Genomic DNA, 22215 nt, shown 5'->3' with positions numbered 1-22215 from the left:
ACAATAGCCGACGCGACTCAGTCCGGGCTGAACGCGTCGTACACCAGCTTGCGGAAGATCGGCGTGATGCGCTGGCGTTCGTTCTGGGTCTGCTCCAGCATGATGTAGATCATGTCGAGCTTCGGATCGACGCCGAAATAGGTTCCGCTGCCGCTGTCCCATTTCAGCTCGCCGATCGAGCCGGGCGGCGGCGGCTTGGCGATGCCGGGATCGGTGCGCACGGCGATGCCGTAACCATAGCCAAAGCCGTCGCCGGGGAAGTACCAATAGTCGCGGCCGACGCCGGAACCCGGACCGATATGGTCCCTCGTCATGTCCTTGAACGCGGCCGGGCTCAGATAGCGCTTGCCGTCGAGCTCGCCGCCGTTGAGCAGCATCTGCGCAAAGCGCGCGTAATCGAGAATGGTCGACACCAGGCCGCCGCCGCCGGACTCCCACTCCGGATGCGCGCGCCGGTCGTTCTCCCCGTCGATCAGGATCGTGTCCGAGGGCAGCGGCTCCGCCAGCCGCGTCCGTTCGGTCTCTGCATCGAGCACAAATCGGGTGTCGTTCATCTTCAGGGGATCGAAGATGCGCTCCTTCTCGAACTGGTAGAGCGACTTGCCCGAGACGATCTCGATCACCCGGCCGAGCACGTCGGTCGAATGACCATAGCGCCACAGCGTGCCGGGCTGCCGCGACAGCGGCAGCTTGGCCAGCCGCGCGGTGAACTCCTTGTTGTCGAATTTGCCGTCGAACAGATGCCCTGCGCGATAGATCTTCTGGATCCAGTCGGCGCCGATATATTCGTAGGTGATGCCCGAGGTGTGCCGCATCAGGTCCTCGATGGTGACCGGGCGGATCGGCGGCACCAGTTCCACCTTGGCCGGATCGTTGCCGCCGTCCGGTTCGATCGCGACCTTCACGTCGGCGAATGCCGGAATGTATTTCGACAGCGGGTCCTGCGGCGACAGCTTGCCCTCGTCAACCAGCATCATGGCGGCGGTGTTGGTGATCGGCTTGGTCATCGAATGCAGCGCGAACATCGTGTCCGGCCGCATCGGCGACTTGGTCGTGACGTCACGATAGCCGAAGGTCTTGAGATAGATCGGCTTGCCGTGCTGCTGGATCAGGATGACGGCGCCGGGCAGCTTGCCGCTCGCGACCTCGTTGTTGAAGAATTCGGTGATCCGTTCGAGTTTCTCCGGCGACGGGGCGGGGGCGCCGGTGGCGCGCGCGACGCCCGATGTCAAAAGCGCAAGACAGGCGACTGCGGTCAATGCTCCGCGAAGCGTCCGCACGGCGAGGTGGATCGTCGCCCGATCATATCCGCATGACATTGAAAAAAGCCGCCCCTGCCTGATGCCTTGAACGCCGCAGCCTTAGCGCAGGCGCCCCCGCACCATAATCATTTTCAGGCGACATTATTCCCTAACGATGGTCGAAATTCAGACAATTTGCGTGGCGCCGACCGGCGTCCGCACGGCATTCGACAGCACCTGCAGCGCCTGGCTCAGTTCGGCGCGGTTGCGCGCGGCGCCGAGCGACACCCGTAGGCCGCGCGGCGCGGCGTCTCCAGCCGCAAAGGCATCTTCGCCGACCACGGCGAGACCATTGCGCATCAGATGCGACAGCAGGTCGGTGCCGTCGAAATGCTTTGGCAGCGGCATCCAGAGATGGTGGCTGGCCGGCCGCGCCGCGTAGGTCACGCCCTTGAGGAAGCGGGCCGCGAGCTGCTGGCGGGCGGCCGCCTCGTTGCGGATGGCGCGGATGATGTCGCCGGCGACGCCGGAGCGCAGCCATTGCGTGACCAGCGCCACCATCAGCGATGGCGGCATCTGCATGGTGGCCTGCATGCCCGCGCGCATGCGCTGCTCGGCGCTCGCATCGGGCGCCAGCAGATAGGCGACGCGCAGCGCGGGCGCGATGCATTTCGCGATGCTCGCGGCAAGGTAGGTGCGTTCTGGAATCAGGGTGGCAATCGGCGCCACCTGCGGTTCCAGCGGGCCGTAGACATCGTCCTCGATCAGAACGCAGCCGCGCTTCCTGATGATGTCGGCGACTGCCTTGCGCCTGATAGCACCCATCGTCGCCGTGGTCGGGTTCTGCTGCGTCGGCACCAGATAGACCGCCTTCGGCTTGTGCTTGCGGCAGGCCTCGTCGAGCGCGTCGGGTCTGGCGCCCTCGGCGTCCATCGCAACGCCGACGAGGCGGACGTCGAGCCGCGCGGCCGCAGCCTTGATGCCGGGAAACGTCAACGCCTCCGTCACCACCACATCACCGGGCGATGTCAGCGCCAGCAGCGCGTTGAAGATGATCGCCTGCGATCCCGGATAGATCACGATGCGGTCGGCGGTTGCCTGCGGCACGCGCGGTGCGAGCCACGCCGCGCCGACCTCGCGCTCGTCTGCGGTGCCGCCGGGCCGGGCATAGCCGAGATAGGCGGAGAACCCGGCCTCGGAGCGGATGGTCGCAAGTCCCTGTGCGATCCGCAGGTCGAGATTGGCCTCGACCGGCTGCGGCGGCAGGTTCATCGACAGGTCGATGTTGACGGGGGCTGATAGCTCGGACGCTGCGCGCGCGGTGGTCTCCGACACGAAGGTGCCCTGGCCGACGCGGGCGTCGAGCAGCCCGCGCCGCCGCGCCTCGCCATAGGCGCGCGTCACCGTGGTGAGATCGATGTCGAGCGCGGTCGCCAGCGCGCGATGGGTCGGCAGCCGCTGGCCGCGGACCAGCCGGCCGCTGGCGATGTCGGCGGCGAGCGCGTCGACGATGCGCAGGAACATCGGGCCTTGCCATTCCGAAACTGTAGGGATCCAATCCATGCAATCCGGCGCTTTGTCTTTGATTGTATGCTCTACGAGGCATATTGTATGGATCATCAGATCAGGTCAAGGACAACAGTCAAAGGACGACGGCAATGACCGAGACGGTTTCCCTGCAAAAGGCGATGTGGCGCGGCTTCACGATGAAGTGCCCGAACTGCGGGCGCGGCCATCTGTTCGGGCGCTTCCTCAAGGTGGCGGATCATTGCGAGGTGTGCAGCGAGGACTTCACCCCGCAGCGCGCCGACGATTTCCCGGCCTATCTCGTCATCGTCGTGGTCGGCCACGTCGTGGTGCCGGCGCTGCTCTGGATGGAGATGACCTACGCGCCGCCCGCGTGGCTGCAACTCGCGATCTGGCTGCCGGTGACGCTGTTCAGCGCACTCGCGCTGCTGCAGCCGACCAAGGGCGCGATCGTCGGCCTGCAATGGCAACTCGGGATGGAGGGATTTGCGGCGACGCGGCGTGCAGCGGCTCCGGTTCGGGCTAACGTTGCTCGGACCAGGGAAGCCTGACGCGGGCTACGGGTTCGTCAAATCGGATGATGATGCGGCCGGAACATCCGGCCCTTCTCGGTCACCAGCACCACTGCTAGCGCGGCCAGCGTGCAGAGGAAGAAGCCGGTCGCGAACGGCAGCAGCGTGCCGTCGTAATCCTGGCCGATCGTAGTGCCGACACCGATTCCGAGCAAGGTGGTGATGGTGCCGTACAGCGAGGAGGCGGTGCCGGCGATCTTGCCCTGCGGCTCCATCGCCAATGCGGTGAAGTTCGCCATCATCAGGCCGAACGCGAACATCATCAGGCCTGATAGCACCATGAACAGCGGCAGCGACAGCGTGCCGGTCTTCACGGTGAGGAACAGCACTCCGGCGACCACGGCAAAGCCGGTCAGCGCGGCGTGCGAGATCACCCGCATGCCGATGCGGCCGACGATGCGTGAATTGAGGAAGCCGGCGATCGCGACGCCGACCGCGCAGGCCGCGAAGGCGACCGGGAAGTAATGCCCGAGCTTGAAGATCTCGGTGAAGATCTGCTGCGACGAGAACACGAAGGCGAACAGCGAGCCCTGCACGCCGCCGGCGGCGAGCGCATAACCGAGCGTCTGGCGGTTGGTGACGGTCTGGCGGAACGCGGACAGTACGTCCGGGATCGCCAGCGACTTGCGCAATTCCATCGGCAGCGTCTCCGGCATCCGCATCGCGCTCCAGGCCAGTGCGATCACGCCGTAGATCATCAAGAGCACGAAGATGCCGCGCCAATGCGTCAGCAGCATCACGGCCTGGCCGAATGACGGCGCGATCACCGGGACTGCGATGAACACCATCATCGCGAGCGACATCACGCTCGCCATCCGCCGTCCGGCGTAGCAGTCGCGCACGATCGAGGTCGCGATCACGCGGGTGGCTGCGGTGCCGAGCCCTTGCAGCGCGCGCGCCAGCAGCAGCGTCTCGAACGAAGGCGCCATGATCGCGAGCAGGCCGGCGATGGTGTAGACGGTCATGCCGCCGAGCAGCACCGGGCGGCGGCCGAAGCGGTCCGACAGCGGGCCCATCACGAACTGGCCGACGCCGAAGCCGACCAGGAAGATCGACAGCACCATCTGCGGCCGGTTGGCGTCGGCGATCTCAAACGCGGAGCGGATGTTAGGCAGCGCCGGCAGCATCATGTCCATCGCCAGCGGGTTCAGCGCCATGATCGAGGCGATGACGACGACGAATTCGGGAAAGCCCATCGGGCGGTGGCCTGAGGAAACCCAGGCGTCGGCATTGATGTCAGACACTTACGACCTCGTGGAGAGCCTCGGATCATAGTTGCCTTGCTGCGTTGCACAATCGGCATTTCCAGATGGGAGACCGTCGGCGAGGGCTGAGGTAATCCGTTCATGGAACCGGACCGCGGGCCTCGGCTGGGGAGATATCGTTGCTGCTGCAACTATTTAGCTCGTGCCGCGCGAAAACCTCTGCTATCCCCCGTACCAGCATCCGCACGGGGCTGGCGCATCGCGCCGATCACGCCGCGCGGCCAAGAACGGGTTTGGGGAGGCCATATGTCCATCGAAATGTCCGCGCGCTCGCGCAGCGCTGAACTGTCGGATGAGGAGCGCAAGGTCCTTACCGCGACGCTCGTCGGCACCACCATCGAGTGGTACGACTTCTTCGTCTACGCCCAGGCGGCGGGCCTGGTGTTCGGCGCGCTGTTCTTCGCGCCGATGAACGCAAACAATCCGCTGCTGGCACAGATCGTCTCGTTCGCGACGCTCGGCCTGTCCTTCCTGTTCCGTCCGCTCGGGGCCATCGTCTGCGGCCATCTCGGCGACCGCTTCGGGCGCAAGAACATGCTGGTGGTCACGCTGCTGTTGATGGGCGCTGCGACCGCGCTGGTCGGCCTGCTGCCGACCTATGCGCAGATCGGCGCCTGGGCGCCAGCACTCCTTATTCTGCTTCGCATCCTGCAAGGCTTCTCGGCCGGCGGCGAGTGGGGCGGCGCGGCGCTGATGGCGGTGGAATCGGCACCTCGCGACAAGCGCAGCTTCTTCGGCTCGTTCCCGCAGATCGGCACGCCGCTCGGCATGATCCTGGCAACCGGCGTGTTGTGGGTGCTCACCACGACGCTCGGCAAGCAGGCGATGATCGAGTGGGGCTGGCGCATTCCGTTCCTGCTGTCGATCCTTTTGATCGTCGTCGGCATCGTGATCCGCCGCACCGTGGAGGAATCCCCGGTATTCAAGGCGATGCAGCGCCGGCACAAGGAATCCTCCGCGCCGCTGCGCGAGCTGATGCGCAATCATGCCAAGGAGATTTTCCGCACGGCGCTGATCTTCATGGCCAACAATGCGGCCGGCTATATCCTGATCGCGTTCCTGATCAGCTACGGCGCCAACACGCTGAAGATGCCGTCCGACCAGTTGTTGCTGGTCGGCACGCTGGCGGCGGTGAGCTGGTTCGTCTTCACGCTACTGGGCGGCATCCTCGGTGACAAGATCGGCCGCGTCCGCTGCTTCCAGATCGGCTACGGGCTGATGGTGCTGTGGGCGGTGCCGATGTGGTTCCTGATCGACAGCAAGAACCTGTTGCTGTTCTTCGTCAGCGCCGTCGGCCTCACCATCGCGCTTGGTTTGTCCTATGGGCCGCAGGCGGCGCTCTATGCCGAGCTGTTTCCGGCCAAGGTGCGCTATTCCGGCGTGTCGATCGGCTACGCGCTCGGCGCCATCTTCGGCGGCGCGTTCGCGCCGATGATCGCGCAATGGATCATCGGCACCTACGGCGAGTCGTGGCGCGTCGGCGTCTACATCGCGGTGCTGGCGCTGATCTCGCTGATCACGGTGTCGACCATCAAGGACCCGCAGGGCGTCGATCTGAACGTGAATGACGCGGGTACGTAGGCTATGAGGGGTGTCTCCCGTCATTGCGAGGAGCGATAGCGACGAAGCAATTCACGGCTCCGCGTATGCCGCGCGACGGATTGCTTCGCTGAGCCTGTCATCGGGCGCGCGTTCGCGCGACCCGTTGGCTCGCAATGACGGAGATCATGCCCCAGGCAGCGCCGCAATGTCGGGCACGGCCACTCAAATGCGGGCGCCGCGGTTGTAGCCGTCGACCAGCTGATTGTAGTCGCGCATCAGCCGGGGCGGCGATCCTTCCACCATCCAGCCGGCGCCGGCGTTGCTCAGCATCATCTTCTCACCCGAGCTGTAAGGCACCTTGTCGCGAACCCGGCGCATCAGTTGCTTCGCCGTGGTGAGGAATGATTTGGCGCTGCCGATGAACATCGAGCCGAGCTTGGCGTCGCCGTCCTTGCCGGAGGCGTCCTCGGTTGCCTTCACCGTGGCCTCATACTCGTTGAGCGCCTGGGTTATCGCGTCGATGTCGGGTTTGTCGGCCTGCTGCGCGCGAAGCACGCGTTTGGCCTGGATCATCAGGGCCTCGACATAGTAGTGCGTCTTGCGGCCTTCGCTCGCCTCGATCGCGGCCAGCTGCTCGGCGGCGCGCTTGTCATTGATCGCCTCGACGCCGGCGCGCAACGCCTTGTCGGCGCCGGCGAACGCATCCCAGGCCGCGACCAGGCGCGGATGCAGCGCCTTGCCCTTGGCCATCTTGTCGTCCTTGTAGTTCTCCTGGGTGTAGTAGTCGTCCGCCTCCTTCAACAGCGGCTCGAGCGTGGTGACGGCGGCCACATAGGCATTCGCAGCGGCTTCAAGCCCGGCGTCGTGCGGCTCCGCCGCATTGGCGGCCGCGACATTCGTCTTGCAGTCGGTTGTGTCGTAGATCGTGTAGGTGCCGTAGATGATCCGCTCCTTGCCGGTGGGACCGTTCTTGGCGGCCCAGGAAAAATAGCGGTCGCGGGATTCGTACGATCGTGCCGAGAGACGGTTGATGCACCCGACATAGGCGTTCATCTTTTGCGTCAGTTGCGCATTCGCTGGCGACGCGGGCGGGGCCTGCTGGGCGGCGGCCGGCTCGAGAAGGGCAATGACAGCCGCAATCACAAGGAAAGTCGCATTTCGCATCAGGAGTTTGCCCTCATCTCAGCCGGAAGTCGGCCGCGCAAGTCTAGGAAGATTATGTGACGGCAGAAGGTGACGTCACGAAGCCTCCGCCGAGGCCGTGCGGCACATTATCGTTAGACTTGTTGGTCGGCTACGGGGCAATCGCCGTCGATTGATCGCTGGAACTCGGCGCGTAAAAGCGCGCTTAGTTGATTCCGAGCATCGCCTTCAGCTTGAGCACCGCGCTGTCGGGCGTTGTCAGCACCTCGCGGCCGGTGGCTTCAGCGACGCGCTCGGCGGCGGGCGCCATGCTGTACTGGGCGAGCGCGATCAAATCGCAGTCGCGCAAGTCCTTGCTGGCCTCGACCACGATGCGGTCGTGCTCGGCACGGTCGCCGCGATCGAGCGCGGCCAGCGCGCCCTCGGCGAGCTTCGGCACCAGCGTTACGGACGACGGAAATTCCGGCGGCATCGACACCAGCGTCGGCGGGAAGGTCGAGAGCAGGCCGATCCGCTTTCCCCGTGCGATCGCCTGTTCGATCATCGCCTCGTTCGGCTTCAGCACCGGCATCGGCGCGTGCGCGCGTGCCACCGCCTCGATGCAGGGCCCGAATGCCGAGCAGGTGAACAGAATGCCGTTGGCGCCGGTGCCGGCCGCATAGCGGCCCATCGTGAGGAAGCGTTCGGTCATGCGCTCGGTCAGCCTGCCATCGCGCGCGAGATCGGCCGAAAGACTGTCGTCGAGCAGGTTCATCAGCCGCGCCTCCGGCCAATGCCGTGCGAACGAGGCCTCGATCGGCACGATCGAGTGCTTCAGGGCATGAATGAGGGTGATGCGCATGATTTTCTTCTCCCTCTCTCCGCAAGTCGGGGAGGTTGGAGGCTGATCCATCAACTCGTCATTGCGAGGAGCGATAGCGACGAAGCAATCCATCGCCGTACTTGTGGCGCGATGGATTGCTTCGCTTCGCTCGCAATGACGGGAGCAACAGGTTCAAGGCTTTTCAGGCCATCACTTGAACGGGATCGCGTACATCAAGCCGCCCTTGCTCCAGGTGGCGTTGAGGCCGCGCTCGAGCTTCAGCGGGCTCGCCTTGCCGACATTGCGCTCGAAGATCTCGCCGTAATTGCCGCCGGCCTTGATCGCCGCCACCAGCCATTTGTTGTCGAGGCCGAGCCGGGAGCCGAGATCGCCGGACGCGCCGAGCAGGCGCTGGATCGCCGGCACCTGCGACTTCGTCATCTCGTCGACATTGGCCTGCGTGACACCGAGCTCCTCGGCCTCGACCAGGCCGTAATGCAGCCAGGTGATGATGTCGCTCCACACCTCGTCGCCGTTGCGGGTGAACGGGCCGAGCGGCTCCTTGCTGATGGTCTGCGGCAGCACGACGTAGTCGTCGGCCTTTGGCGCTGCGGTCGCGACCGCGCCGGCGAGCGCGGAGGCGTCCTGGGTCATGGCATCGCAGCGGCCGCCGAAGAAGGTCTGGTACATGGTGTCGGGACGATCGAACACCAAAGGCTTCCAGTCGATGCCGTTGGCGCGGCCGTAATCGCCGAGCGTCACCTCATGCGTGGTGCCCTGCGCGACGCAGACGGTGGCGCCCTTGAGATCCTTCAGCTCCTTCACGCCGAGGTCCTTCTTCACCACAAAGCCCTGGCCGTCGTAGAAATTGACCGGACCCTGGCGCAGCCCGAGCGTGGTGCCGCGCAGATAGGTCTGCGTCGAGTTGCGGTAGAGCACGTCGATCTCGCCGGACTGCAGCGCGGTGAAGCGGTTCTGCGCGGTCAGCGCGACGTAGCGCACCTTGGCGGGATCGCCGAGGATGCCGGCGGCGAGCGCGCGGCAATAATCGACGTCGAGGCCCTTGAAATTGCCTTGCGAGTCCGGCGCCGAGAAGCCGGCAAAGCCGGTCGAGACGCCGCACACCAGCGTGCCGCGCTGCTTGATGGTGTCGAGCGTCGCCGCGCCTGCGGTTGAGACACTTGCGACGAGCAGGCTCGCCGCGATCAGTACGTTCCTCATTCTGTCCTCCTCCTAATGACCGACATCTTTCAATGCGCTGTCTACTGCAGCGCCGAGCCTTTCGACGATCATGTCGATGTCGCCGGAAGTTGCGATATAGGGCGGGGCGAGCAGCACGTGGTCGCCGCGCTGGCCGTCGGCGGTGCCGCCCGACGGATAGCAGCCGAGCCCGCCGGCGAACGCCGCGGACTTGATCCGCTGATGCAGCTTCAGCTTGGGATCGAACGACTGCCGCGTGCCGCGATCGGCGACCAGCTCGATGCCCCAGAACAGGCCGCGGCCCCTGATGTCGCCGACATGGCGGTGATTGCCGAAGCGTTCGATCAACCGCTGCTCGAGCTGGCGGCCGCGCTCCTTGACCTGATCGAGCAGCTTCTCCTCGGCGATCGTCTTCTGCACCTCGAGCGCGGCGGCGCAGGCGAGCGGATGCGCCAGGTAGGTATGGCCGTGTTGAAACGCGCCGGAGCCGTTGCGCACGGTGTCGACGATGCTGCCGCTCGCAAGCATCGCGCCGATCGGCTGATAGCCGCCGCCGAGGCCCTTGGCGATCGCCTGGATGTCGGGCGAGATGCCTTCCTGCTCCCACGCATGTAGCGTGCCGGTGCGGCCCATGCCGCACATCACCTCGTCGAGGATCAGGAGCGCGCCGTGCCGGCTGCAGATCTCGCGCACCGCCTTGAAGTAGCCCTCCGGCGCCGGCACGCAGCCGGCGGTGGCGCCGACCACCGGCTCGGCGATGAAGGCGGCGACATTCTCGGGGCCGAGCCGCTGGAATTCGGCCTCGAGTTCAGCGGCAAGGCGCGCCACGAACGCGGCCTCCGATTCATCGTCGGGCTTCTCGTGATAGGCAAAAGCTGGGGTGACATGGCTGAACGACGGCGACAGCAGCGGTGCATAGGGCTCACGGCGCCAGGCATTGCCGCCGGCCGACAGCGCGCCGAGTGTGTTGCCGTGATAGCTCTGGCGGCGAGCGATGAAGCGCGCGCGCTTCGGCTCGCCGCGCTCGATGAAATATTGCCGCGCCAGCTTGATCGAAGCCTCGATCGCCTCCGATCCGCCGCTGACGAAGTAGACATAGCCGAGGCCGCCGGGCTCGTGGCCGACCAGCCGTTCGGCGAGCTCTTCGGCGGGCTCGGAGGAGAAGAAGCCGGTGTGTGCATAGGCGATCTTCGACGCTTGCTTGGCGATCGCGGCGAGAATGCGCGGGTGCTGATGGCCGAGGCACGACACCGCCGCGCCGCCCGAGGAGTCGAGAATGCGGTGGCCATCCTCCGCGATCAGCCAGACGCCGTCGCCGCCGATCGCTTTCGGCGGGGTTTCGCGCAGGCTGCGATGCATCACGCGGCTCTTGTTGGCTGCCATGACACTCATCCTTTCTCGACAGTATATTGCGACATCCTGGCAAGCCGGCCTTCGGCTTCTTCCAGCTTGCGTTTCGCTCCGGCGCCGCCGAGCGTGAAGGCGACGGCGGCGAGCGACTGCGCCACCGCGATCGCGCCGGTGAGGCTCGGGAAGAAGCCGGGCGAGGAGGCGGCCTCGAACAGCAAGAGATGATCGGCGCCCTCGGCCATCGGCGCACTGATCGTGTCGGCGATCGCGATCAGCGTGGCGCGCGCCTGATGCGCCGCACGCGCCGTCTCGACGCTGACCCAAGTGTAGGGCGCAAAGCCGATCACGACCACGGCATCCTCGGCGCGAAAGGCGCCATGGTCGAGATCGAACGGACCGGAACCGCCGACCAGCTGCACGGCGTCGGGACGGAACAGGCGGAGCTGATAGGTCAGCAGTTCCGCCACGCTGCGGCAGCTGCGAAAGCCCGTGATCCAGATCCGGCTTGCCGTGTGCAGCGCACGCGCGGCGTCCGCTATTGCGTTCGCGGAAATGCGTGCAAGCCCGGCGGCTTCGGCTTCGAGCTTGTCGTGAACCAGTTTGACGTCGGCATTCGGTCCGCCGCGGCGGCTCTTCGCGCGGCCGGAGAACGGCGAGCCCTGCGCCGGCCGTCGCGCCTCGGTGAGTGCGGCGCGCAATTCGTCCCAGCCGGAATAGCCGAGTGCTTTTGCCAGACGGGTAAAGGAGGCGGGATCGGCGCCGGCGACGGATGCGAGCTCGCGCATCGAGCGGGTGGTGGCGTCGTAATCGTTGGCTGCGACAAACCGACCAACCTCCTGCAAGCGCATTGGCAGCGACGGCAATGCGCTGCACAATTCGGTCAGGGGCGATGGTTTCGGCTGAGCCTGGGCCATGAAACATATGTTGCACAGTTATCAATTTGGTGCAACATATGACGCGCGCACATAGCGCATGGCAGAAGATCGCTTCTCACCGGGATCCTTGTGCTGTGACGACATCGACGCCGAAACGCCCACCCGCTCGGCCCTGGCGGCTTTCGCTCAGCGATCCCCGCGTCGCCGGCCTGTTCTGGCAGGTCCTGGTGGTCGCCATTGCAGTCGCCGTCGTCGCGTTCCTGTGGTCGAACGCGGTCCATAATCTCTCGGTACGGCGCATCTCGACCGGCTTCGCCTTCCTCGGCCGCGAGGCCGGCATGCCGATCGCCGACAGCTGGATCGACTACACGCCGAAGGACACCTATCTCCGCGCCTTCATCGTCGGCGTCGTCAACACGCTGCGTGTCGCCGTGATCGGCATCGTGTTGGCGACCGTGATCGGCACGCTGGTCGGCATCGCGCGGCTGTCGTCGAACTGGCTGCTGGCGCGACTTGCCGCCGTTTATGTCGAGGTGCTGCGCGACCTGCCGCTGCTGCTTCAGCTCTTGTTCTGGTACGTGCTGATGCAAGGCCTGCCGGCGGCGCGCCAGGCGTGGAAGCCGATCGGGGGCGTATTCCTGTCCAATCGCGGCCTGATCCTGCCGTCGGTCCCGCTGCATGAGGCCAATTGGTGGACGGTGCTCGCGCTGGTCGCCGGCGTCGTCGCCTTCATGATCGTGAGGCGCCGCCTGATCGCGCAGCAGATGCGCGACGGCCGGGCGCGTCCCGCCTGGCCTTACGCGCTCGGCCTCATCGTCGCGCTGCCCGCGTTGGTGTCGTTCCTCTCGGGCGCGAGCTGGAGCATCACGCTGCCCGAGCTGCGCGGCTTCAACTTCGTCGGCGGTCTGACCTTGGCGCCGGAATATTTCGCGCTGCTGATCGCGCTCGTCACCTACACCTCGGCCTTCATCGCCGAGATCGTGCGCAGCGGCATCCAGGCGGTGCCGCGCGGCCAGTCGGAGGCGGCCAAGGCGCTCGGGCTGAAGCGCGGCTTCGTGCTGCAACACATCGTGCTGCCGCAGGCGCTGCGCGTCATCATCCCGCCGATGACCAGCCAGTATCTGAACCTGACCAAGAACTCCTCGCTCGCGGTCGCGGTCGGCTACCAGGACATCGTGTCGGTCGCCAACACCACGCTGAACCAGACCGGGCAGGCGATCGAGTCGATCGCGCTGATCATGATGGTGTTCCTCACCATCAGCCTCGGCATCAGCCTGTTCATGAACTGGTACAACGCGCGGATCGCGCTGGTGGAGCGCTGACATGAGCTCGGTCGCCCACGTCCCGCAGGATCCGCTGCCGATCGGCCCGCGCCCCGCCCCGCGCGCGCTCGGCGGTCCCATCGGCTGGCTGCGCGCCAATTTGTTCGCCTCGATCCCGTCGAGCATCATGACCTTGCTGTTGCTGTTCGTGCTCGGCAAGGCCTGCATCGGGCTCTGGCAATGGGGCATCGCCAACGCGGTCTGGCTCGTCTCCGGCAACGACACCAGCGCCTGCCGCGCGCTGCGCGGCGTCGGCGCCTGCTGGGCCGTCGTCCCCGAGAAGTACCGCTTCATCCTGTTCGGCACCTATCCGTTCGACGAGCAGTGGAGGCCGGCGCTCGCGGTGCTGATCTTCATCGCATTGTTCGCGGTCTCGAGCCGCCGCAGCTTCTGGCGCAAGGAGCTGTTCCTGCTGTGGGCCGCCGCGTTGATCGTGATCGGCTGCCTGATGTGGGGTGGCTTCCTTGGCCTCAGCTTCGTCACCCAGGACCGCTGGGGCGGGCTGCCGGTGACGTTGATCCTGGCGACGTTCGGATTGGCGTTCGGCTTCCCGCTCGGCATCCTGGTCGCGCTCGGCCGCCGCTCGAAATTGCCGGCGATCCGCTCGCTCTGCGTGCTCTATGTCGAACTGATCCGCGGCGTGCCGCTGATCAGCCTGTTGTTCATGGCGAGCGTGATGTTTCCGCTGTTCATGCCCGACGGCGTCAACATCGACAAACTGTTGCGCGCGCAGATCGCCTTTATCCTCTATGCCGGCGCTTATCTCGCCGAAGTCGTGCGCGGTGGCCTGCAGGCGGTGCCGCGTGGACAATATGAAGCGGGCGATGCACTCGGCCTGTCCTATTGGGAGAAGCACGCGCTGATCGTGCTGCCACAGGCGATCCGCCACGTCATCCCACCGCTGGTCAACACCTTCATCGCCTTCTTCAAGGACACCAGCCTGGTCCTGATCATCGGCATCTTCGACCTGCTCACGACGGCGAAGACCGCGATCGTCGATCCGGCCTGGCAGTCGTTCAGCGTCGAGGTCTACGTTTTCGTCGGCGTGATCTACTTCATGTTTTGCTTCGCGATGTCGCGCTACAGCCGCAGCCTCGAGGCGCAGCGCGGAACGAGCTGAGCGATCGTCGCTCGCCAATTCCTGAACGTTGGGTTTGCCGCCATGCCCGGATGAGCTCCGGGCAAGGGCCTTTTGGGCGATCGCCCTTGCCAATCCGTCCGGATCCTATTTATGATCATAAAATGGATAAATCAGCTCTGCCACCCCTGGACCCGTCCCGGCGCGCCTCGATCAAGCGCAAGCGCTCCGACGCCGTCGCGGACCTGATCCGCGGCCACATCTTCCAGGCCGGGTTGCAGCCCAACGACCGGCTACCGCAGGAGGGCGAGCTGATCGAGATGTTCGGCTGCAGCCGCTCGACCATCCGCGAGGCGCTCAAATCGTTGGAAGTGCAGGGGTTGGTGCAGAACACCACTGGGCCCGGCGGCGGCGCGCGGGTCGCGCCGGTGTCGATCAACCGGATCGTCGGCCTGCTCAGCAACTACTTCTATTTCCAGTCGATCAGTACGGCGCAGATCTACCAGATCCGCCGCCTGATCGAGCCGGAGCTCGCCTTCAGCGTGGTCGGCCACCTCACGGCGGCGCATTTTGCGGCGCTCGACAAGGCGATCGCGGTTCAGGAGCATCATCCCGGCGGCGCGGAAGACTGGGAGCATCACCGCCACGCCGAGATCGACTTCCACGACATCCTGATCGAGGCCTGTCCGAATCCGCTGCTCGGCCTGGTCGCCCGCTTCGTCAACGAGGCGATCCGCCATTTGATCGGCAAGCTCGGCGTGCAGGAATTCGCATCGAGCTTCACCTGCGAGAACATCGAGTTTCACAAGCGACTGATGGCTGCGTTCCGCTCCGGCAACGCCGCGCGCGCCCGCCGCGTCATGCTCGATCACGTGCTGAGCGCCGAGGCCGTGGTCGTCCCCGCGGAAGACCGCCGCATGGACCTGCCGGTCTTTCACCAGCCGTTGCGGCTCGACTGAAGATTTGCGTAGGAGGCGACGACAATGGTCACGCAGCGCGAGAATGAGTTGTGGAGTTGGTCGGCGGTCGATCTGGCGCGTGCGATCGCGACGCGTGCGATCTCGAGCCGCGAAGCGGTGCAGTCGAGCCTCGATCGCATCACGCAGGTCAATCCGGCGCTGAACGCCGTGGTCGAGGTGCTGACGGACGAAGCGCTGGCGGCCGCGGATGCAGCGGATGCCGCAGTGAAATCCGGCGCGGAGCTCGGCGTGCTGCATGGCGTGCCGGTGACCATCAAGGTCAATGTCGATCAGCGCGGTCATGCCACCACCAACGGCGTCGTCGCCTTCCGCGACGTGATCGCGGCCGAAGACAGCCCGGTGGTCGCGAATTTCCGCAAGGCAGGCGCCGTCATCGTGGGCCGCACCAACACGCCGGCGTTCTCGCACCGCTGGTTCACCAACAACGACCTGCACGGCGCGACCTACAATCCGTGGAGCCGCCGGCTGACGCCGGGTGGCTCCAGCGGTGGCGCCGCATCCGCGGTCGCTTCCGGCATGGGCGCGATCGCGCATGGCAATGATTTTGGCGGCTCGATCCGTTATCCGGCTTACGCCTGCGGCGTCGCCGGGTTGCGTCCGACCCCGGGCCGGTTCCGTCGTTCAATCCGTCCGCGACCAGCGATCGGCCGATCACCGCGCAGATGATGTCGGTGCAGGGGCCGCTCGCCCGCTCGGTTGCCGATCTCGGCGTCGCGCTCGCCGCGATGGCGCAGCCGGACGCGCGCGACGGCACCTGGCTGTCGGTGCCGCTGCAAGGCGCACAGCTCAAGCGGCCGATCGGGGTTGCGATCGCGCCGGCGCCGTTCGGCGACGAGGCGCCGGAGGTGAGCGCTGCGGTCCGCGCCGCCGGACGCTGGCTCGCGGAGGCCGGCTTTGCGGTGGAGGAGACCTTGCCGCCGCGGCTCGCGGAGGCTGCCGATCTCTGGCACCGCCTCGTCATCAATGAGGAGCGGCGCGTGCTGGCGCCGATGATCCGCAAGTTCGGCGACGCGAGGTCTCGCTACAATCTGGATTGCCACATCGCCTATGCGCCCGAACTCGACGGCGATCAGGTGCTGGCCTGTTTCGAGCAGCGGCTTTCGATCGTGCGGGCCTGGCAGTTGTTCCAGGAGCGTTGCCCCGTGATCATCTTGCCGGTTTCGGCGCAACTGCCGTTCCGTTTCGACCAGGATCAGGAGGACGCTGACGTCGTCCGCGCGCTGCTCGATGCCCAGCGGCCACTGCTCGCGGTGCCCGCGCTCGGCTTTCCCTCGGTCGTGGTGCCGACCGGGACCGCCGGTGGCGTGCCGGTCGGCGTGCAGGTGATCGCCGGCCGCTTCCGGGAGGACATCTGTCTCGCGGTGGCCGCCGTGATCGAGGCGCGCGCCTCGACGCTGACGCCGATCGATCCGCGCGACTGAATCAACAACAAGGCTCTGAGCACAACGGGAGAACACCAAGTGACGAATGCACCGATCTGGCAATGGTCCGCCGTCGAGACCGCCGCGGCGATCAGGAACAACAAGGTAACGTCGGAAGAGGTGGTCCGCACCCATCTCGACCGCATGCATGCCGCCAACCCGGCGCTCAACGCCGTGGTCGTCGACCTCGGCGCGTCGGCGATGCAGGCCGCTAAAGCCGCCGACGAGACGCTGGCGGCGAGCAAGCGCGACGGCGGCGAGGTCGGCCCGCTGCACGGTGTGCCGGTGACGATCAAGATCAATATCGACGTCGAAGGTCAGGCCAATTCCAACGGCGTGGTCGCCTTCAAGGACAATATCGCGCCGGGCGACTCGCCGGTGACGGCCAATCTCAGGAAGGCCGGCGCCGTCATCATCGGTCTGACCAACACGCCGGAATTCTCGCTGCGCGGCTTCACCGACAATCCGCTGCACGGCCTGACGCGCAATCCCTGGAACGCGGAGGTGACCTGCGGCGGATCATCCGGCGGCGCCGGCGCGTCGATCGCGGCCGGCATCGGCACCATCGCGCATGGCAACGATATCGGCGGCTCGCTGCGCTGGCCGGCGCATTGCAACGGCATTGCCACCATCAAGCCGACCCAGGGCCGCATTCCGGCGTTCAATCCCTCAGCCACGGCTGAACGGCCGCTGATGGCGCAGTTCATGTCGTCGCAGGGACCGCTGGCGCGCCATGTCGCCGACGTGCGCCTCGGCCTCGAGGTGATGGCGCAGCGCGATCCGCGCGATCCCTGGTACGTGCCGGCGCCGTTACAGGGTCCGAAGCCTGCCGCGCCGGTCAAGGTCGCGCTCGCGAAGATTCCCGAAGACATGGTGACCGATCGCGGCGTGATCGCGCTTCAGCGCAAGGCGGCCGATCATCTCGCCGATGCCGGCTATGCGGTGAGCGAGGTCGAGGTCCCTGATCTGAACAAGGTCTGGCAGCTCTGGTGCGACCTGATCATGACCGAGACCCGCGTGTTGCAGCAGGACCAGATGCTGGCGGTGAGCAGCGCCGACTTCCAGAAGACGTTCCACGGCTTCATCGCGCTGGCAAATCAGTTGGACCAGGCCGGCTACATGAAGGCGATCGCCGCGCGGTCGGGCCACATCAGGAACTGGATGACCTTCCTCGAGCAGTATCCGCTGGTGCTGATGCCGACCTCGGTGCGCAAGACGCCGGAGGTCAACGCCGATCTCGGTGGCGATCAGCGCGTCAAGGAGCTGTTCTGGAACGACCTGCGCTTCATTTCGTCGATGAACGTGCTGGGGCTGCCGGCGGCCGTGGTGCCGGTCGGCCTGCATGAGGGATTGCCGGTCGGCGTCCAGATCGTCGGCTCGCGCTATCGCGAGGACATGTGCCTCGACGCCGCCGAGGCGATCGAGCGCAAGGCCGGCATTTTGACCAGGCAATTGTGGGAACGGTGCTGAGGCGATCTCGACGCCATCTCACATAGTCCATTGGTATCATCCAGGGCGCGCGCCGCGAAATCTCGTCGCGGCGTTTGCGTGATGAGCGTGGCGCGCGAGCCGCGTCGCCGGCCGCGTTCCTCCTCCCGGAATTCTTGCGCGGAATTGCAGAGCGCCATGCCGGCCACGGGGTTGTCGGCGATGCCTGATTCCTTCAGGAGATCGCCCGAACCATCCGAACCCCTGGGAACGAAATGTCCATCACCAAACGCTCGCATCTCCTGGTCGCAATTGCCGCCGTCTGTCTCTCCTTTGCAGCCGGCGCTGCCCGGGCCGAGGATGGTGTGCTGCGGGTCGGCATCATCACCGACATGAGCGGGCAATATTCCGACGGCAACGGCCCGGGGTCGGTGATCGCGGCGCAGATGGCCGCGGAGGAGATCGGCGGCACGGTCGCCGGGCGCAAGATCGAGATCATCTCGGCCGATCACCAGAACAAGCCCGACGTCGCGACCGGCATCGTGCGCAACTGGATCGACAACAAGGGTGTCGACGTGATCGCCGAAGGCGTCAATTCCGCGGTGGCGCTTGCGATCCAGACCGTGTCGCGCGAACGCAAGAAGCTGTTCCTGATCTCGGGGTCCGGTTCATCCGATCTCACCGGCAAGCCATGCTCGCCGACCAGCGTGCAGTGGACCTATGACACCTACGCTTCCTCGAACGCGACGGCGAAGGCCGTGGTGGCACGCGGCGGCACGCCCTGGTTCTTCCTCACGGCGGACTATGCGTTCGGCCAGGCGCTGGAGCGCGACGCCAGCAAGGCCGTGACATCGGCCGGCGGCAAGGTGCTGGGCGCGGTGCGCCATCCCTTCGATACCGCCGACTTCTCGTCGTTCCTGCTGCAGGCGCAATCTTCCGGCGCAAAAATCCTGGCGCTGGCCAATGCCGGCTCCGACTTCCGCAATGCGGTGTCGCAGGCCGACGAGTTCAACATCCGCGCCGGCATGCAGCTCGTCGCGCTGCAAGTGACGCTTACCGACGTGCCGGCGCTCGGCCTCGCGCATGCGCACGATCTGCTGTTCACCGATTCCTTCTACTGGGATCGTACGCCCGAGACCCGCGTCTTCGCCCAGGAGTTCTTCAAGCGCCACGGCGCGATGCCGACGGCCTACCAGGCCGGCGTCAACTCGGCGCTGCGGCACTATTTCAAGGCGGTCGCCGCCACCAACTCGGTCGATTCCGAGACCGTGATTGCACAGATGCGGAAGACCCCGGTGAATGATTTCTTTGCCCAGAACGGCGTCGTGCGCGAGGACGGCCGCATGGTGCACGACATGTATCTGATGCGGATCAAGAAGCCGGAAGAGTCCAAGAACAAGTGGGACCTCTACGAGTACCTCGCCACCGTGCCGGGCGACCAGGCCTTCCGTCCGCTCGCTGAAGGCGGTTGCCCGTACATCGCGAAGGCGCAGTAACGCATGCGGCGCGCTGCCCGGAACGCGGTGAGGTGAGCACGCCTCTCAGGCTCCCTCTCACGCAAGGGGAGAGGGAACCCTGCCGCCGGTGGCTCCCTCACAATGACGACGCGCTGAGTTGCCCGACGGGCAACTCAGCAAAATGCGTCAAGCCTTTCACCCATGGGTGCGATCGGCACCCGGCTTTCCCTGCGCCCTCTGTTCGATAGAGGGCAAAACGAACAGCAAAGCTCGGCCAAAACGTGCGGCGAGAACGCGGAAGCGTGACACGCAGGCGGTGCAACAAACTCAGTGTCGTCCCTGCGAAAGCAGGGACCCATAACCGCCATTGGTCATTGCCGTCCGACGCTGGAACGACGAGTCCGGTTCACAACATCCGCCGCCGAGTATGGGTCCCTGCTTTCGCAGGGACGACAGCGGTGATGAAATCGGGCCGTTCGCGTGTATCTTGCATCGTGCGACGTCATCGTGACGGCCGCATCACTCCACATCGCGAGGAACCATGACCAGCACCATCGACACCCCCGACGGCGGCTATCGCTTCATGCCCGGCGTCAGTCAGTATTCCTGCGGCATCGGCGCGCTGCCCGGCTTTGCCATCGAGCGGGTCAGGTTCTCCGAGCCGGTGCCGCTGAGCGCGGGTTTCGAGCGGATTGCCGACATCATCAAGGCGGCGGGTCGTCCGCTGACGGCATTCGGGGCCTGTGAACTGCGCTCGCCGGCGCCGTTCACCGAGGATGGGTTCAAGGCCTTCAACGAGATCTACATCGAGACGTTGATCACCTGGGGCGTGATGCGCGATGGCGTCAATCCGGTGGCGCGCAGCAATGTCTGTCCAAAGCTCGATCCGCCTGGCGAGCCGAGCTTCCACGCCTTCTGCTACACGGTGCCGGCTGCGAAGGATGCGCCGACGAGTTTTGTCGTGGCCGGCAGCGGCGAGTCGGTCGAGGGCAAGGCCAATTACCGCGATCATACCGTGGCGCCCGGCGACACCAGCCCCGCCGGCATTCTGGCGAAGGCGACATTCGTGGCTAACGAGATGGAACGCCGGATGAGCGCTTTCGGTGGTTCCTGGCGGGACACCACCTCGGTGCAGCTCTACACCGTGCATGACGTCTATCCGGTGCTCGAAAGCGAGCTCGGCCGTCGCGGCGTGCTGCGCAATGGCTTGACCTGGCATTTCGACCGGCCGCCGGTGGTCGGGCTCGATTTCGAAATGGACTGCCGGCGCGTGCATCTCGAGCGTGTGGTGTGATGTATCGGTCGCGTCACGCATCAAAAGCGCGTGTGGGTGCATGTGGAAGCGTGTGCCCTTTCTTGACACGGATCGCGTCAACCGTTTCCCTTCTGCATCGACGTCAGTGGCTGGGTGAACGCGGGTGCAGAACGAATCTGTGATCAGGCGGCGGGATTTGCTGGCGCTGATCGGGACCATCGCCGGCAGTTCGGCGATGTATCACGCGATGACGAGCCTCGGCTTCGCATCCGAGTCCGCCTATAAGGGACCGCTCAAGCTCGCGGGCGACGTGAAGGGCGCTTCGGTGCTGATCCTCGGCGCGGGACTTGCCGGCATGACGGCGGCGCTGGAGCTGCGCAAGGCCGGCTACAAGGTCCAGATCCTCGAATTCAACAGCCGTCCAGGCGGCCGCAACTGGTCAATCCGCGGCGGCGACAGCTTCACCGAGCTCGGTGGCTTCAAGCAGACCTGCCAGTTCGAGCAGGGGCTCTATCTCAATCCAGGTCCGTGGCGGATTCCCTATCATCACCGTGCGCTGCTCGATTACTGCCGCCGGCTCAACGTGACGCTGGAACCCTTCATCCAGCTCAATCACAACGCCTATCTGCACGCGACGCGTGCATTCAGCGGCAAGCCGCAGCGCTTTCGCAGCATCAAGGCCGATTTCCAGGGCGGGGTGGCGGAGCTGCTGGCGAAGGTCAGCCAGCAAGGCAGGCTCGACGAGTTCGTCACCAAGGAAGATCAGGAGATCCTGCTCCAGGCGCTGCGCGACTGGGGCGCGCTGGATCGCGATTACAAGTACAATGCCAACCTCGGCTCCGCCGAGTTCCGCGGTTATGCGCGCGATCCCGGCGGCGGTTTGATGGGCGATCCGCTGCCGAGCGATCCGATCCCGCTCCAGGAGCTCCTGCGGTCGCGGATGTGGCGCTATCTGCAAAGCTTTGCACGCTACGATTTCCAGATGACGATGTTCCAGCCGGTCGGCGGCATGGACATGATCGGCAAGGCGTTCGCGCGCGAGGTCGGCGATCTCATCCGCTACAATTCCAAGGTGACGCAGATCCAGCAGAACGGCTCGGGTGTCACCGTGAGCTATGTCGACACCGCCAGTCCATCCGCGGTGCAGCAGGCGACCGCCGACTGGTGCATCTGCACCATCCCGCTGCCGATCCTGAGCCAGCTGCCGGTCGACGTCGGTGGGCCAATGAAAAATGCGATCGATTCCTTGCCCTATGCCGCCTCGGTAAAGGTCGGGCTGCAGTTCAAGCGGCGGTTCTGGGAGGAGGACGAGGCGATCTATGGCGGCATCAGCTACACCGACCTGCCGATCCGGAATATCGGCTATCCGAACTATGACTTCAACCGCGGCGGCCGCGGCGTGCTGCTCGGCGCCTATCTCTATGAGGGCGCCAATTCCTTCGAGTTCACCGCGATGACGCCGGCCGAGCGCGTCGCCAGCGCGGTCGAGTTCGGCTCCAAGATCCATCCGCAATACAAGAGCGAATTCGAGAATGGCGTCGCGGTGGCCTGGCATCGCGTGCCGTTCACGCTCGGCTGCGCCGGCGAATGGACCGAGGCCGGACGGGCGCAGCATTACCGCAATCTCTGCCAGATCGACGGCCGCATCGTGCTGGCGGGCGAGCACGCCTCGCAGCTGCCGGCCTGGCAGGAGGGCGCAATCCTGTCCGCACTCGACGCGATTACCCGATTGCACGAACGCGTGGTGAAGACATGAT

19 protein-coding genes are annotated in these 22215 nt (G+C 65.6%); 11 read left to right on the top strand and 8 right to left on the bottom strand.

Annotated elements, in window-relative coordinates:
* Nucleotides 1–17: 17 nt before the first annotated feature.
* Together ALC15_RS13725 and ALC15_RS13720 are read right to left on the bottom strand one after the other, a co-directional pair.
* The gene (locus tag ALC15_RS13725; RefSeq protein ID WP_430649160.1) at nt 18–1319 is read right to left on the bottom strand and encodes a serine hydrolase domain-containing protein; all 1302 of its coding nucleotides are present in this window, start codon (nt 1317–1319) and stop codon (nt 18–20) included.
* A 108-nt stretch (nt 1320–1427) separates the two neighbouring features.
* Nucleotides 1428–2765, bottom strand: coding sequence for an aminotransferase-like domain-containing protein (locus tag ALC15_RS13720; RefSeq protein ID WP_244486060.1), 1338 nt, complete (start codon nt 2763–2765; stop codon nt 1428–1430).
* 134 nt (nt 2766–2899) lie between these two features.
* On the opposite strand from ALC15_RS13720, the gene ALC15_RS13715 reads away from it, so the two are divergent.
* Nucleotides 2900–3319 carry a DUF983 domain-containing protein gene (locus ALC15_RS13715; protein WP_050627676.1) on the top strand — a complete coding sequence of 140 codons (420 nt, stop codon included), beginning with the start codon at nt 2900–2902 and terminating at the stop codon, nt 3317–3319.
* A gap of 17 nt (nt 3320–3336) precedes the next feature.
* Here ALC15_RS13715 and ALC15_RS13710 read toward each other — a convergent pair whose 3' ends face one another.
* Nucleotides 3337–4536: a multidrug effflux MFS transporter gene (locus ALC15_RS13710; RefSeq protein ID WP_430649163.1), complete on the bottom strand. Its 1200-nt coding sequence runs from the start codon at nt 4534–4536 to the stop codon at nt 3337–3339.
* A gap of 315 nt (nt 4537–4851) precedes the next feature.
* Between ALC15_RS13710 and ALC15_RS13705 the strand changes: the two genes are divergently transcribed.
* Nucleotides 4852–6186 (top strand): MFS transporter, encoded by a 1335-nt coding sequence (locus ALC15_RS13705; RefSeq protein ID WP_050627674.1) that lies wholly within the window; start codon nt 4852–4854, stop codon nt 6184–6186.
* Between the two features lie 183 nt (nt 6187–6369).
* Here ALC15_RS13705 and ALC15_RS13700 read toward each other — a convergent pair whose 3' ends face one another.
* The 5 genes from ALC15_RS13700 to ALC15_RS13680 form a co-directional block, all read right to left on the bottom strand.
* On the bottom strand, nt 6370–7311 hold the full coding sequence (locus tag ALC15_RS13700; RefSeq protein WP_050627673.1) for a YiiG family protein: 942 nt from the start codon (nt 7309–7311) through the stop codon (nt 6370–6372).
* A gap of 184 nt (nt 7312–7495) precedes the next feature.
* Nucleotides 7496–8131, bottom strand: coding sequence for an aspartate/glutamate racemase family protein (locus ALC15_RS13695; RefSeq protein WP_050627672.1), 636 nt, complete (start codon nt 8129–8131; stop codon nt 7496–7498).
* 171 nt (nt 8132–8302) lie between these two features.
* Nucleotides 8303–9313 (bottom strand): amino acid ABC transporter substrate-binding protein, encoded by a 1011-nt coding sequence (locus tag ALC15_RS13690; protein WP_050627671.1) that lies wholly within the window; start codon nt 9311–9313, stop codon nt 8303–8305.
* Between the two features lie 12 nt (nt 9314–9325).
* On the bottom strand, nt 9326–10675 hold the full coding sequence (locus tag ALC15_RS13685) for an aspartate aminotransferase family protein (RefSeq protein WP_050627670.1): 1350 nt from the start codon (nt 10673–10675) through the stop codon (nt 9326–9328).
* Between the two features lie 5 nt (nt 10676–10680).
* Entirely contained in the window at nt 10681–11556 is an 876-nt protein-coding gene (locus tag ALC15_RS13680) for an SIS domain-containing protein (protein ID WP_050627669.1), read from the bottom strand.
* 95 nt (nt 11557–11651) lie between these two features.
* Here ALC15_RS13680 and ALC15_RS13675 point away from each other — a divergent pair, with 95 nt between their 5' ends.
* The 9 genes from ALC15_RS13675 to ALC15_RS13640 all read left to right on the top strand — a co-directional run bounded on the left by ALC15_RS13675 (nt 11652) and on the right by ALC15_RS13640 (nt 22214).
* Nucleotides 11652–12839, top strand: coding sequence for an amino acid ABC transporter permease (locus ALC15_RS13675; RefSeq protein WP_050627668.1), 1188 nt, complete (start codon nt 11652–11654; stop codon nt 12837–12839).
* A 1-nt stretch (nt 12840) separates the two neighbouring features.
* A complete protein-coding gene (locus tag ALC15_RS13670; RefSeq protein ID WP_050627667.1) occupies nt 12841–13959 on the top strand; it encodes an amino acid ABC transporter permease in 1119 nt (372 codons plus the stop codon).
* A gap of 122 nt (nt 13960–14081) precedes the next feature.
* A complete protein-coding gene (locus tag ALC15_RS13665; protein ID WP_050627666.1) occupies nt 14082–14876 on the top strand; it encodes a FadR/GntR family transcriptional regulator in 795 nt (264 codons plus the stop codon).
* Nucleotides 14877–14900: 24 nt separating this feature from the next.
* A complete protein-coding gene (locus ALC15_RS47590; protein ID WP_347336289.1) occupies nt 14901–15563 on the top strand; it encodes an amidase family protein in 663 nt (220 codons plus the stop codon).
* The gene (locus ALC15_RS47585) at nt 15563–16318 is read left to right on the top strand and encodes an amidase family protein (RefSeq protein WP_347336288.1); all 756 of its coding nucleotides are present in this window, start codon (nt 15563–15565) and stop codon (nt 16316–16318) included. Before ALC15_RS47590 ends, ALC15_RS47585 begins: the two co-directional genes overlap by 1 nt.
* On the top strand, nt 16319–17788 hold the full coding sequence (locus ALC15_RS13655) for an amidase family protein (protein WP_430649162.1): 1470 nt from the start codon (nt 16319–16321) through the stop codon (nt 17786–17788). It abuts the gene before it with no gap.
* A gap of 233 nt (nt 17789–18021) precedes the next feature.
* On the top strand, nt 18022–19242 hold the full coding sequence (locus ALC15_RS13650; RefSeq protein WP_050627664.1) for an ABC transporter substrate-binding protein: 1221 nt from the start codon (nt 18022–18024) through the stop codon (nt 19240–19242).
* A 502-nt stretch (nt 19243–19744) separates the two neighbouring features.
* Complete coding sequence (cnbZ, locus tag ALC15_RS13645; RefSeq protein WP_050627663.1) at nt 19745–20497, top strand: 2-amino-5-chloromuconate deaminase CnbZ; 753 nt, start codon at nt 19745–19747, stop codon at nt 20495–20497.
* 124 nt (nt 20498–20621) lie between these two features.
* The gene (locus ALC15_RS13640) at nt 20622–22214 is read left to right on the top strand and encodes an NAD(P)/FAD-dependent oxidoreductase (RefSeq protein ID WP_094193867.1); all 1593 of its coding nucleotides are present in this window, start codon (nt 20622–20624) and stop codon (nt 22212–22214) included.
* The last annotated feature ends 1 nt before the right edge of the window (nt 22215 follow it).

Origin of the sequence: Bradyrhizobium viridifuturi (assembly GCF_001238275.1) — a bacterium.
GTDB classification, from domain to species: domain Bacteria; phylum Pseudomonadota; class Alphaproteobacteria; order Rhizobiales; family Xanthobacteraceae; genus Bradyrhizobium; species Bradyrhizobium viridifuturi.
Note: the sequence above shows the minus strand (reverse complement) of the source record. Positions and strands in the feature narration are given on the sequence as shown.

Bases quoted from the DNA above. Each gene is read 5' to 3' on its own strand.
- ALC15_RS13725 (WP_430649160.1), bottom strand. From the start codon at position 1,319: ATGTCATGCGGATATGATCGGGCGACGATCCACCTCGCCGTGCGGACG.
- ALC15_RS13720 (WP_244486060.1), bottom strand. From the start codon at position 2,765: ATGTTCCTGCGCATCGTCGACGCGCTCGCCGCCGACATCGCCAGCGGC.
- ALC15_RS13715 (WP_050627676.1), top strand. From the start codon at position 2,900: ATGACCGAGACGGTTTCCCTGCAAAAGGCGATGTGGCGCGGCTTCACG.
- ALC15_RS13710 (WP_430649163.1), bottom strand. From the start codon at position 4,536: ATGGGCTTTCCCGAATTCGTCGTCGTCATCGCCTCGATCATGGCGCTG.
- ALC15_RS13705 (WP_050627674.1), top strand. From the start codon at position 4,852: ATGTCCATCGAAATGTCCGCGCGCTCGCGCAGCGCTGAACTGTCGGAT.
- ALC15_RS13700 (WP_050627673.1), bottom strand. From the start codon at position 7,311: ATGCGAAATGCGACTTTCCTTGTGATTGCGGCTGTCATTGCCCTTCTC.
- ALC15_RS13695 (WP_050627672.1), bottom strand. From the start codon at position 8,131: ATGCGCATCACCCTCATTCATGCCCTGAAGCACTCGATCGTGCCGATC.
- ALC15_RS13690 (WP_050627671.1), bottom strand. From the start codon at position 9,313: ATGAGGAACGTACTGATCGCGGCGAGCCTGCTCGTCGCAAGTGTCTCA.
- ALC15_RS13685 (WP_050627670.1), bottom strand. From the start codon at position 10,675: ATGGCAGCCAACAAGAGCCGCGTGATGCATCGCAGCCTGCGCGAAACC.
- ALC15_RS13680 (WP_050627669.1), bottom strand. From the start codon at position 11,556: ATGGCCCAGGCTCAGCCGAAACCATCGCCCCTGACCGAATTGTGCAGC.
- ALC15_RS13670 (WP_050627667.1), top strand. From the start codon at position 12,841: ATGAGCTCGGTCGCCCACGTCCCGCAGGATCCGCTGCCGATCGGCCCG.
- ALC15_RS13665 (WP_050627666.1), top strand. From the start codon at position 14,082: ATGGATAAATCAGCTCTGCCACCCCTGGACCCGTCCCGGCGCGCCTCG.
- ALC15_RS47590 (WP_347336289.1), top strand. From the start codon at position 14,901: ATGGTCACGCAGCGCGAGAATGAGTTGTGGAGTTGGTCGGCGGTCGAT.
- ALC15_RS47585 (WP_347336288.1), top strand. From the start codon at position 15,563: ATGTCGGTGCAGGGGCCGCTCGCCCGCTCGGTTGCCGATCTCGGCGTC.
- ALC15_RS13650 (WP_050627664.1), top strand. From the start codon at position 18,022: ATGTCCATCACCAAACGCTCGCATCTCCTGGTCGCAATTGCCGCCGTC.
- cnbZ (WP_050627663.1), top strand. From the start codon at position 19,745: ATGACCAGCACCATCGACACCCCCGACGGCGGCTATCGCTTCATGCCC.